Below are 13234 nucleotides of genomic sequence, written 5' to 3'. Positions count from 1 at the left end.
TGTCAATATGACACTTTAATTAATACAATGGTATGAGGTATTTTAGAAAAAACAAAATTATTTCTTGATTAAAAGATAAAAAACGGCGTCACAGCATGCAGACGTGCTTACTATGACGCCGATGTTTTCAGGGATTAATGGTTTTGATATTGCCACTGCTGTCGCGAAGCAGTTCCCTGACCTTCACATTACGCAAATGTGTCTTCCCGGAAAGCGCCGCGTCGTGATAGAAAATATACCATTTGCCCTGCACCTCAACGATGGAATGATGCGTGGTCCAACCTTCTACCGGATTCATAATCACACCTTTGTAAGTAAATGGACCGTAGGGCGTACTTCCTTCGGCATAGCATAGCAGGTGCGTGTCACCGGTGGAATAGGAGAAATAATATTTCCCGTTATACTTGTGCATCCAGGCGCCTTCGAAAAAACGGCGTTTGGTATCCGATGCCAGGAGTGGCTTGCCGTTTTCATCCAGGATCTGCACATCTTTCAAAGGCTCAGAAAATGAAAGCATATCATCGCTCATCAATGCTACTTTGGCACTTAATGCAGGCTCGTTTTCATGCCCTTTGCCCAGATCCGTCATCAACGACTTCTCATATTTGCCCGTGTGCCAGCGTTGCAGCTGACCGCCCCAGATGCCTCCCAGATACATATAGCTTTTGCCATCTGTATCCGTAAAAACAGCGGGATCAATGCTGTAACTTCCTTTCATAGGCTGAGGCTCGGCCTTAAACGGCCCGGTCGGCGATTTGCTCGTAGCCACGCCCATGCGGAACACGCCTTCCTTGTCTTTTACAGGAAAATAGAGATAGTAAGTGCCGTTTTTGAATGCTGCGTCAGGCGCCCACATTTGCTTGTCGGCCCAGGGAACATCTTTTACATCCAGCGCCACACCGTGGTCGGTAACCTTTCCACCGATTTTATCCAAAGAGTAGACGTGGTAATCACGCATCTGAAAGTGTCCGCCTTCATCATCCTGCGGAACGTCGGCTTCGATGTCATGCGATGGATAAATGTAGATTTTTCCGTTAAATACATGGGCCGACGGATCGGCGGTGTACAAGTCAGTTACCAATGGTTTAATGCTGGTTCCCTGGCAAAAGCCGGTTTGAATGCCCAGGCCACCCAACGCCAGCAAGGACGCCGATATGCCTAGTAATAAGCTGCGATTTGTCATCATTTGAATTTTTTTTATCAATATCCGGAATTTTGCGGAAACTTAGGCCCGTCTACCACCCGGTCGATCTGCGATTGCGGGATGGGACGGAGCATATTGAAATCTTTCACGTAAGGCGCGGCTTCCTGATTCCACTCCTGCACCCGGCGCACGAGCGAGCGCGTCCGAACGAGGTCATGCCAGCGCTGCCATTCTCCGAAAAATTCACGGCTGCGTTCGTCGAGGATGAAATCCAGCGTTACCTGCGCTGCGGTGATGGTCATGGCCGTTGCGGCGGCGGCATTTTCGGCTGTTGAATTGGTTTTTTTGAAAGCTGCGCGCTGTCTTACCACATTGATCAGTGCTGCTGCCTTTGCGTTGTTACCCGCTTTGAAATACGCCTCAGCGCCTGTCATATACACATCCGAGAAGCGATACAGAACCGCAGGACGTGTGGACGGATCATTGAAATTAGCGCCACGGCTTGGGTCCATGAATTTTTTCAAAGCCGGGAAAATACCATTGTTCCAGAGACTTGGCGGCACTACGATGCCTTTGAATGGCCTTTTGCCCACGAACTGCGGCGCGCCCGGCACCTCATAATCCGGTAGCCAAACGGCAGTGTCCGAACCCGGAACGGTTGTGTAAGAAATCCCGCGCAGGTTATTGGTTGCGTTGGCCTCATTTTTTACCGCAGTATTTGAAATATAAACCGTGTAAAATGAATTGGCATAACGCGAATCGACATTGCGGTTGGTGAATGCCTGATCCAAAAAGTAGTTTTTCCCAGCACGCGGCCCCGTTGCGATTTTGTCGGAATTCGGACGCATCCGCACATACGGACGGCCATAATACGAATCCCGGATCATGCCCGAAGTTCCATTATTGACAAAGGCGCCTGCTGCATTTTTGATAGAATTGATTCCGCTGTTATTGGGATAATTCCAGTTGGTAAACCAAGGGCTCAAATTTTGCGCCGCTCCTCCCCCGGCCCCCGCGCCTACCTGATAATAGCCATATTTCGGATCCAGGACGTGGTCGCTTACAAACATGGTTTCTTTACCATAATCATTTGCGGGCACGAAAGCATCGCCGTAATCCTGCCACAAGTCAAGGCCATAATCTGCTTTTTTTGCAATAATGTCTTCGCAAATGGTTGCTGCCTGGGTGAAATCGGAAGATGTATTATTCAGCCAGCCGCGGGTCAAGTAGGCCTTGGCTAGCAGGAGCTGCGCCACGGGCTTGGTTGCCGCTTTGCCCAGGAACGGAGCGGTTGGTTGATTAGGTAAATCGGCTGCGGCCTCGGTTAAGTCCTGAATGATAAGCGCATACACATCTGCTGCCGGCTGGCGGGATGCGGCCTGCGAAGGCACCGTAATGAACTCCGTGTGAAGCGGCACATCGCCCCAGGTCTGCACGAGATAGAAATACCAGAATGCCCTCAAAAACTTGGCCTGCGCCAGATATTGCTTCCGCGTGGCTTCCGGCAAATCAATGGTTGCGCCGTATTGCAGCACGCCGTTCAATGTATTAATATCCTGAAATGCAACGCCCCAGGCCGCACCGAAGTTACTGCTATTGAGACCATTGTAAGTGTAAGCTGGACCTCCGCCACCATTGACACCCTGAATAAATTCGTCTGTTCCGGCCTGCATTTCAACTGTAAAACCTTCGGTTCCCCATTGGCCCCGGATATCATTGTAAACCCCGGCTATGCCGCCAAGTACGCCCGATGGGCTATTGAAATAAGATGGGACGATCTGGGATTGCGGATGTTCTTCGAGCACTTTTTCGCAACCCGTGCTGAATGAAGCGATCAGCGCTGCTGTGATCAGATTTTTTATGGATTTCATAGTCGGATTAGAATTTAAGGTTTACGCCCACGGTGAATTGCCTTACCGGCGGAGAGTTCAGGTTTACCGAGATCTGACGCTCCGGTGCGCCGCGGTCGCTGGCGCCTTGCGGATTCAGCGTTGACTGGCCCGTTGCGTAGCTGTTTCCTTCCGGATCAACAGCCAGGTCGTCTTTCACCAATGGTGAGTAAATGATAAAAGGATTGGTGAGGTTGACGTAGATTCTCGCCGAAGTCGCACCGATTTTTTTGATCAAATCACTTTCGAAAGTGTAGCCCAGGTTAATGCTCCGGCATTTGATGAATGAGCCGTCGTAGTAACCCAATGTGGAACCGAAGTTGGCCACAGCGCCGCTGGCATCGGGAGCCGGGAATGCGTTGGTTGGGTTGGTGTCGGTCCAGTAATCTGTTTTCACCTGATTTACACGGCTTTGGTTAAAGAATGCAAACCCTCCTGAACCCGTAGAGTTACCCGTTAAGTAAGGGACAAGCACTTTCATGCCCATTCTTGCGAAAGTAACAACAGATGCGTCGAAGTTTCTGAAACTGAAACGGCTCGTAAGCCCTCCCTCCCATTTAGGCTGGAAATTGCCCAGGATCTGGCGATCGTTCGCGTCGATCTTATTATCCCCATTCAAATCTTCCACGCGGATTTGTCCTGCGAACTGAACCGGTGAAGTTTGCTGTGCCAATGTTCCGTTCTCAGCGTCTGCCGTTTGCCAGATTCCTATTTTTTTGTAATCAAAAATCACCGAAAGCGGCTGTCCTACAAACCATCCCGCGCCCAGGTTGGATTTTTCATCCTGCGTGGTCAGCTGCGTAATTTTTTCCCGGTTAAAGAAATAAGTCGCGTCGATGCTCCAATTGAATCCTTTTGGTTTTCTGACGATCTCGAAAGTGGCGGCTACTTCCAATCCCTTGCCTTCTGTCCTACCCAAATTTTTCAAAGTCGAACCGGCACCATTGCTCGGCGGCAGCGGCACGGACAAAAGAATGTCCTTGGTTTTTTGGTGATACCAGTCCACTGAACCAGTAATGCGGTTGTTGAACAAACCAAAATCAATCCCAATGTCCACCTGCGAGGTCGATTGCCAGCTTAGGTCGCTGGAAGGCAAGCTTGTCACGGTGTAAGCCAGTTGTTGCCCTGCCGTACCCAATCCAAAGTTGTAATAACCCGCAGATAATGCACCCAATGTCGAGTAAGCGCCCACATTGCGGTTTCCTGAAATCCCCCATCCGCCGCGCAGTTTAAGATTAGAAATAAATGGAGCCGATTTCATAAAACCCTCTTCCACCACATTCCAGCCTACGCCGATAGCAGGATAATTGAAATATTGATTAGCCGGGGACAATGTTGAAGAACCATCGCGGCGCAATGTTAATGTCAGCAAATATTTGTCGGCAAAGCTATAATTAAGCCTTCCCATGTAAGACAGCAGTCCTGTTTCCGAAAACGAGTTACCAAAATCCGAAGGCGCGACAGGCTGGCCTGATGCGAGCGAGAAATTGGAAGTTTTGATATAGTCAGCAGGCACACCCGTTACCGTGAAGCGGCTTCCCAGCGAGTGATTTTTCGTGTATTCGTAAAGCGCAGTGAAACCCAGTTTGTGCTTGTCTGCAAATGTCTTATCGAAATAAAGCAAATGTTGCAGGTTCACGTCCCAATATTCGGTGTTGCTGATCTCGGCTGTGGACCCGGCTTGTGTTGTGGCCGTGTTGAAATAGGTCAGCGGGCCATTGTAATTATTCAAATTAGACTGGCTGAAATTGAGACCCGCATTGAACCGGTATTTTAATCCAGGCAAAATATTCACCTCTGCATAAAGACTATTGAATGTCCTCAGCGAACGCGTGCGCCCCAAAGCAGATTCTTTTTTGGTCATGATCGTGAGCGGGCTGATTCCGGTTGCATCAATAGAACCTTCCGAAGGGAAGGTGTTGACCGTCCCGTCTGCATTGTAAGGTGATGCCAGTGGAGTCAGGCGCACAAGGCCGCCCGGCACACCGCCGCCGCCCGGCGTATTCGTGTAGGTCAGCGTATTTAATGTATTGAGGCCGATTTTGATGTTTTTACCAATCTTCTGGTCAATCGTTGCGCGAAGGTTGAAACGCTGGAAATTCTGGTTTGGAATGATTCCGGTTTCGTTGAAATAACCTAAACCCAGCGAATATTGCGTGTTTTCAACGCCGCCTTGCAAGCCCAGCTGGTGATTGGTCATAAACCCAGGCTTGTAAATCAGGTCCTGCCAATCCGTGGAAACGCCGTTATCGAGTGCTTCCTGCTCTTTTTGGGTTAGCAAATAACCCGACGTGCCCGGAGCTGTGCGGTTGTACTTGGCCGCATCTGCTTTGAACTGCGCATATTCCTGGCCATTCATGACATTGAATTTGCCCATCACCTGCGTTTGTCCGTGATAGCCGTCGTAACTGAAAACGGGCTTCCCGATTTTTCCTCTTTTGGTTGTTACCAGAATCACACCGCCCGCCCCGCGGGAACCATAAATGGCTGTTGCTGAGGCATCTTTCAAAACCTCTAAACTTAAAATATCATCCGGGTTAATGTCATTTAAACCGCCAAACGGAATCCCGTCCACCACCACGAGCGGACCGTCAAGACCATCGCTTGAACCGGAACTTGTAGTCAAAGTCCGGTTACCTCTGATCCTGATCTGGCCTTGCGAACCGGGCGTGCTTCCGTTACTGATAATGGAGACACCCGCTGCGCGGCCTTTTAACTGATTCACTAAATTGGACGAAGGCACTTCTTTCAATGTACTTTCACTAACCGAAACAACCGAACCCGTTACATCTCTTTTCCGCTGGACGCCATAACCAACCACAACCACTTCGTCCAGCGTTTTATTGTCAACCGCTAAGGTTACATTAATGATCTGCTGCGTGCCTACGACCACTTCTTTCGCTGCATAACCGACCAGCGAGAAAACCAGAACTGCATTTGCATCCTGAACCGTCAGCCGGAAATTCCCGTCCTGGTCCGCGCTGGTGCCTCTTGTAGTTGATTTAACGAGGACACTGGCGCCGGGAAGCGGTTCACCATCCGGGCCGGTGACTTTTCCGGTAACCTCAATGTCAGCCACTGGTGCTGACCTGTGCCTGGTGCCGTAGTCGGCCCATGCTGCGCTGCCTGCAACTGCATCCATGGACGCGCCTCCTAACAGCAGGATTGGAAGACCAGAAAGTCCGAGAATCCTGGCCAGCGTGTTATTGCTTAATAAACGTTCATGCATTTTGTGTATGATTTAATGTTTAAATTAGATTGAATCATGTGGCTTAATTGGTGTTGGTTGAAAGTGTCAATTTGACAATACTTGATTTGGGTGTAACTTAGGCTTCTGATCAGCTAAAAGACTGCATCACTTTTTCCAGATATTATTTAATTTATTGTCGACAAAAGTAGCGTAACGATGCAGCCTGCTGTGAGCACATTTGTTCATATTAAGGATACAATTGTTCAAATGGGTCAAAAAAATGCCCGATTCTGGGACAAACTTGCATTTTTGGGATAACTTTCGTCCTGGGCTCCTCATTTAACCCACTATTTCAATGCGCTTAAAGATTCTGCTCACATTCCGTTTAGCTTGCCTGACTATCGCCTGTTGTGCAGCGACGATCACAGCATGGGCACAGCCATCTGAGCCCAAATTCACATCGCTGACTTCAACCGACGGATTGTCGTCCAATACGGTGACGGCTATCCTGAAAGATCGCTATGGCTTCATGTGGTTCGGGACCGACGACGGGCTGAACAGATTTGACGGAACGGATGTAATGGTGTACCGGCATGATAAAAAGGATTCCACATCGCTTCGATCCAGCGATATTTCCTGGTTTGCATCAAGACCGCAAAGGCAGGATCTGGGTGGGGACGATTGAAGGCGGGCTGCACCTTTACGACCGGCGAAAAGACGCTTTTATAAGCATACCATCTCCGCACAGCGTGGTCAGCATCACGAGCGACCCGACCGGAAAACTTTGGGTGGGAACAACAGCAGGCTTGATCAATGTAAACCCCGAAAGTTATCAGATCCGCACATTCACATCAGTTGCCAACATTCCCGATCAGATTTCCAAAGGAATGATCCTCAGCATTGCGGTTGACAGCAAAAAAAGGGTGTGGATCGGGTCACGAAATGGTCTGTTCAAAATCGACCCTGCTGATAAAAGCGAGGAGTACATTAACTATCTCCAATCGCTTCCTGACGAAGCCGGAGCGCGTGCCGTGAAATCCATTGTGGAGGATAGCGAGGGCAATATTTGGGCAGGCACATTCAGTGGTGTGTTCAAGCTGAATGCAAAGGGACAGATCCTAAGGCATTTTGAATATGAACCCGACAATAAGAATTCGCTGAGCACGAATATGGTTTTTGCGGTCACGTGGGAAAATGCGCACCGCCTCTGGATATGTACGGATGCCGGCCTGAACATGCTCGATACGCGCACGGGCATTATTACGCGTTATGGCCCGGATGCGCGGACACAGTTCAGTTTAAGCAATAAATCGGTGCGGAGTATCCTGATTGACAATGAAGGAATTTGCTGGCTGGGCACTTATAAAGGCGGCGTCAATAAATATGACAAAAACCTGGCCATTTTTGGGTTAAAGCGGTCAGATGTAAATGATCCTTATGGTTTGAGCGCCCCATTTGTTACGTCCTTTGCTGAAACCGAATCGGGTGAGCTGTTTGTGGGAACTGACGGTGGCGGGCTGAATCTGTACAACCGCCAGACTAACCTTTTCAAAAAATTCCCCATTAACCCAAAAAACAAAAACGCCGCTTCGGGACTGGCAATTTTAACATTGGAACTGACTGCCAGCCATGAACTCTGGATCGGGACATTCCAGGATGGGTTATTCCAGTTTAATCCGAAAACCGGCGGTTACACGCAGTTTTTGAGAGGAAAAGATTCGGCCAGCCTCAGTAACAACGAGATCTTTTGTCTTGAAAAAGACAAGTCTGGCAAGTTGTGGGTAGGCACCAATGGCGGCGGCGTGCATTTATACGACCCAGCGACCAGAAGCTTTAAAAGAATGTATGATCCGGGCATTCCGGTTACCCGCCGGAGCATTCCGCTCAATGGATATATCAGGGATCTGTTGCTAGATCGTAAAGGGAGGCTTTGGATTGCCTCGCACGGAACAGGAATTGCCGTATTTGACCCATTAACACAAAAATCAATGCTGCTCGACAGGCAAAGCAGTGACCTGGCCAGCAACATTGTTTTTTCGCTTTTGGAAGATAGCAAAGGGAACATCTGGGCCGGCACATCGGGTGAAGGATTGGCATTATACAACCCGCGCTCCAAAAAATTTATCACTTACGGAGCAAAAGAAGGATTGGCCAGTAACATTGTCAACAAAGTGCTGGAAGATGCGCAGGGGCGGATTTGGGTGAGTACGAACCAGGGAATCAGCTATTTTGATATAAAAAACAAAAAATTCATTAATTACACTTCCTATAACGGCATCCAGGACAGGACATTTGTTCTGGGCTCCGGCGTCCGTGCCCGCGACAATACGCTCTTCTTTGGAGGCATTGCCGGGTTTAATTATATCGACACACGCAGCCTGCCCAGCGGTAAACGCATTCCCCCGATCATTTTAAAGGATTTAAAAATCGGTAACCGCAACATTACGTCCGCAGATTCCAATTTTATTGATGCCGACATTACCGTTGCGAAAACCATCAGCCTGGATTACAAACAGAATTTTTCAATCGGTTATGCGGCGCTGGATTATACCAATCCAAAGCAAATGCATTACCGGCACAGGCTGGTCGGCATGCAATCGGAATGGAATGAGACGGGACTTACCAACTTTGCGAGTTATACCAATTTGAGTCCGGGCGAGTATATCTTTGAAGTGCAGGCCAGTGGAGACGGCATTAACTGGAGTCCGCAGACGAAGTCAGTTGCTGTGATTGTCAAACCACCCTTTTACCTGACTATCTATGCATACATTTTTTACGTTCTCGTGCCATTTGCGATCGTGTATTGGATGAGGCGGCGCGGCATTCAGAAGCTTCAAAGGCAATTCAGGGAGCAGCAGCGGCGCGCGGAAGTGGAGCGGGCTCAGGAGTTGGACCGGATGAAGATCAAGTTTTTGACTAATCTGAGTCATGAGTTCCGAACACCCATATCGCTTATCCTTGCTCCCGTTGACAATTTGCTAGCCAAGACAAAATCCACTGAAATGCATCCGCCGGTAACCGCCATCAAAAGGAATGCAAAAAGACTGCTCAACCTTGTGGACCAGCTGCTGGATTTCAAAAATATGCAAGAGCAAGAAGTCAGGCTGGACCTGAAACGCCGGGATGTTATTTTGTTTATAAAAGACACTTGTGACCAGTTCAGCGACCTGTCTATCCGGAAAGGGATTCAGTTTAAAGTTGAAAGTTCACTGGATCAACTGGACATGGACTTTGATGCGAATAAACTCGAACGGGTTTTGTTCAACCTGCTTTCCAATGCATTCAAGTTTACACCTAAGGGCGGCGAAGTGGCTTTGCAAGTCGGGTTGCAGAAGGACTCTGAGGGAAAACATTGGCTTCAAATCAACATTGCCGATAACGGAATAGGCATTGCGGAAGATCAGCACGAAAAGATTTTCGACCGGTTTTTTCAAAGCGATACGGACCTGACCGTGCTGAACCAGGGAAGCGGAATCGGCTTGTCGATTGTGCGGGAATTTGTGCAGCTGCATCAGGGAAGGATTCATGTGGCCAGCCAGCCGGGTTCGGGCAGCACATTTACAGTAGCGCTGCCCATTGCGGAGGAGCTTCTTCCTGCGGCCGAACAATCTGCGCCGGTGCCGAAAACACTTGGTACTGAGGTGGAAAACGGCTATAACCGGCTGGAAAAAGCCAATCTGGAAGATCCATCCAATGTGCTGATCATTGAGGATAATGATGAATTCAGACATTATCTAAAAGAAAGCCTGATGCCTTATTATCACGTTATCGAGGCCAGCAATGGTAAGGAGGGCTGGCAAAAAACGCTGAGCCATCATCCGGAACTGATCGTCAGCGATGTGGCGATGCCTGAAATGGACGGCATTGCACTGAGTCAGAAAATCAAGTCGGACAAGCGCACCAAGCACATTCCGATCATCCTCCTGACCGCCTCAACGGGTGAGCAACAACAACTCGAAGGCCTCAACTCAGGTGCCAACGACTATTTGACCAAACCCTTTAATTTTGACATTCTGAATGCGAAAATTAATAATCTGATCTTGCTTAACCGTCTGTTAAAAGGCGTTTATTCACGCCACATCCAGGTTTCGGGCAGTGCGCCGCAGATGGAGTCCAGCCAGGAAAAGTTGCTGAAAGATATGTTGTCTTACATTGAAGAAAACCTGCACACCTCGCAGCTAAGTGTCGAAAATCTGAGCAAGCACGTGGGCATGAGCCGGGGAACATTATACAGCAAAGTGCTGGAAATGAGCGGCCAGACGCCTATTGAGTTTATCCGTTCTATCAAGCTCGAAAAGGCTGCATTATTGCTTGAGAACAGCGACCTGAGCATTTCGCAAATCTCCTACATGACCGGTTTTACTGCACCAAATTATTTTGCAAAATCATTCAGGGCTAAATTCAACATGCTTCCAACGGAATACAAGTCTAAAAAACGGAGGAACCTGCCGACGGTTTAGGATTACAAACTTGTTCAGAACTGAACGCCATTTTGTGCGCTTTTGAACAGTATGACTTATTAAATTACTGACAATCAGTACCATAAGCATCCCTTTTGCCATGGTAAGGATTTTGTCACGCCTTAACATGACTCACGGATCAAGCCTTATCGATATGCTGCAGAACTACATTAAGATCGCCTTCCGCAACCTTACTAAAAACCGCACCTACTCCGCTATCAACATTATCGGCTTGTCCGTCGGGATGGCTACGGCCTTACTGATCAGTCTTTGGATGTGGGACGAACTTTCTTTTAACAAATATCACGAGCATTACGACCGCATTGCACGTGTCATGCAGCATCAGACTTACGCCGGGATTACCAACACATCCACCGCCACTCCCCTTCCCATGCGGGCCGCTTTACAGAGTGAGCATGGGAGTGATTTCAAATATATTGCATCCTCGTCCAGGACAGAGGATCGCATTCTGGCCGTCGGCGAAAAGAAAATTTCGAGAAAGGGCAACTGTGTCGAGCCGGATTTTCCGTTCATGATGTCTTTGCGGATCATGAAAGGCACTGCGACCGGACTTGACAATCCTACTTCAGCAATGCTCTCAGAATCGGTTGCAAAAGCTTTGTTCGGCAATGAGGATCCTATTAATAAGACTATAAAGGTTGATAACAAAAATTACTTCAAGATTACGGGCATCTATGAAGATCTTCCTTACAACTCGGAATTCCGCGATGTGTCATTTTTGTTGCCCTGGAAATATTTTGTGGAGGAAGAACCCTGGGTAAAACGCTCGGAGACCAACTGGGGCAACAACTCTTTTTTATTGCTCGTTGAGATTGCGCCAAACACAGGCTTTGATCAGGTGAGTGCCAAGATCGAAAAGATCAAGGCACGGCATGCCAAAGAAGAAGCCAGGTTCAACCCCAAGGCCTTTCTTCACCCCATGAGCCGGTGGCATTTATATTCGGAATGGGAAAATGGAGTGGCGGTCCGCGGGCGGATTCAGTTTGTTTGGCTTTTTGGCATCATCGGGGCGTTTGTGCTTTTATTGGCCTGCATTAATTTCATGAATTTGTCAACGGCCCGTTCGCAAAAACGCGCAAAAGAGGTGGGCATTCGTAAGGCCGTTGGTTCACTGCGAAGTCAGCTGATCGCACAGTTTTTTAGCGAATCGATTATGATGGCCATGTTTGCATTTGTAGTTGCCCTGCTGGTGGTGCAACTATTCCTGCCATGGTTTAACCAGGTCGCCGACAAGCAGATCAACAGCCCTTGGGACAATCAGAGAACCTGGCTTCCCGGCCTGGGTTTTGCACTCATGACCGGCTTGCTTGCCGGCAGTTATCCGGCCATTTACCTGTCGCGGTTCAAGCCAGTGAGCGCTCTTACAGGCTCTGGTTCCTCAGTGAAATTGCGGGGATTCCGTTCCGCTGCACTGCCGCGGCAAACGCTGGTCATCCTCCAATTTACGGTTTCGATAACTTTGGTCATTGGTACACTGGTTGTACTTCGCCAGATTCAGCATGCCAAAAACAGGCCGGTGGGTTTTGACCGGTCGGGACTACTCTCTGTAGCCATGAACACGCCCGACCTGCAAGTACATTCGCAAGCACTTTGCCAGGATTTATTGCGGACGGGAGCTGCTGTAAACACCGCCAAATCTTCAAGTCCGACTGCTGAGGTATGGAGTAGCGACGCCAGTTTTAGCTGGCCCGGAAAAGACCCTGATCAGCTGGGCGACCTGGGGACCGTCGGCGTTACTTATGCCTATGGGAGAACGGTTGGTTGGCAACTGAAGCAAGGCCGTGACTTTTCAAGCGATTCGGGGACGGACCGTCTGGGTATGGTGATTAACGAAAGTGCGGTGAAATATATGGGACTTAAAGAAGCAGTCGGGACTCCCGTTCAATGGAATGGCGATAAGTATACGATCATTGGGATCATTCACGATGTGGTAACCGGCTCGCCCTTTATGCCTATCCAACCGACCGTATATATGTTAAAGGAAGATTGGGCATCCTTCATCCATATCAGGCTTAACCCCGCCGTTCCCACCAGAGAAGCACTCTCGAGGCTTGAACCGGTTTTTAAAAAATATAATCCCGGAAGTCCCTTTGCGTATAAATTTGCCAGCGATGAATATGACCGGAAGTTCCAGGCAGAAGAACGGATCGGTCAGCTTTCGACCGCCTTCGCATCTCTGGCGATCTTTATCAGTTGTCTGGGGCTTTTTGGCCTGGCATCCTTCTTTGCCGAACAGCGACAAAAGGAGATCGGCATTCGTAAAGTCCTGGGCGCTTCGGTGGCTAACCTGTGGCAAATGCTTTCCAAAGATTTCCTGGTCCTGGTCATGATTGCCTGCCTCATAGCGACGCCCATTGCTTACTATCTGATGCATGACTGGTTGCAACATTACACTTATCGGGCTGCTCTTTCCTGGTGGATCTTTGCTGCGGCCATCTTTGGTGCGCTGGCCATTACCTTGGTCACCGTTAGTTTCCAGGCGGTGAAAGCTGCATTGTTGAACCCGGCGAAGAGCTTGCAGAGCGAATAA

Annotated in this window: 6 protein-coding genes; 3 read left to right on the top strand and 3 right to left on the bottom strand. The window is 49.0% G+C overall.

All coding sequences use genetic code 11. The features are described 5' to 3' along the window. Positions 1-127 precede the first annotated feature (127 nt). From MUK70_RS05230 to MUK70_RS05220, 3 genes are read right to left on the bottom strand one after another with little or no spacing between them, the layout of a single operon-like run. The gene (locus tag MUK70_RS05230) at positions 128-1186 is read right to left on the bottom strand and encodes a glycoside hydrolase family 43 protein (RefSeq protein WP_234657487.1); all 1059 of its coding nucleotides are present in this window, start codon (positions 1184-1186) and stop codon (positions 128-130) included. A 14-nt stretch (positions 1187-1200) separates the two neighbouring features. Continuing rightward, positions 1201-3015 (bottom strand): RagB/SusD family nutrient uptake outer membrane protein, encoded by a 1815-nt coding sequence (locus MUK70_RS05225; RefSeq protein WP_234657488.1) that lies wholly within the window; start codon positions 3013-3015, stop codon positions 1201-1203. 7 nt (positions 3016-3022) lie between these two features. Then, positions 3023-6262, bottom strand: coding sequence for a SusC/RagA family TonB-linked outer membrane protein (locus tag MUK70_RS05220; protein WP_244784717.1), 3240 nt, complete (start codon positions 6260-6262; stop codon positions 3023-3025). Between the two features lie 316 nt (positions 6263-6578). Between MUK70_RS05220 and MUK70_RS05215 the strand changes: the two genes are divergently transcribed. The 3 genes from MUK70_RS05215 to MUK70_RS05205 all read left to right on the top strand — a co-directional run bounded on the left by MUK70_RS05215 (position 6579) and on the right by MUK70_RS05205 (position 13234). Then, positions 6579-6908 carry a ligand-binding sensor domain-containing protein gene (locus MUK70_RS05215; RefSeq protein WP_244784715.1) on the top strand — a complete coding sequence of 110 codons (330 nt, stop codon included), beginning with the start codon at positions 6579-6581 and terminating at the stop codon, positions 6906-6908. Further along, positions 6865-10683, top strand: coding sequence for a hybrid sensor histidine kinase/response regulator transcription factor (locus MUK70_RS05210; protein ID WP_244784713.1), 3819 nt, complete (start codon positions 6865-6867; stop codon positions 10681-10683). Before MUK70_RS05215 ends, MUK70_RS05210 begins: the two co-directional genes overlap by 44 nt. 127 nt (positions 10684-10810) lie before the next feature. Beyond that, positions 10811-13234, top strand: coding sequence for an ABC transporter permease (locus MUK70_RS05205; RefSeq protein WP_234657491.1), 2424 nt, complete (start codon positions 10811-10813; stop codon positions 13232-13234).

The sequence above is a fragment of the Dyadobacter chenwenxiniae genome, assembly GCF_022869785.1.
GTDB lineage: Bacteria > Bacteroidota > Bacteroidia > Cytophagales > Spirosomataceae > Dyadobacter > Dyadobacter chenwenxiniae.
This window is presented reverse-complemented; position numbering and strand designations above follow the sequence as displayed.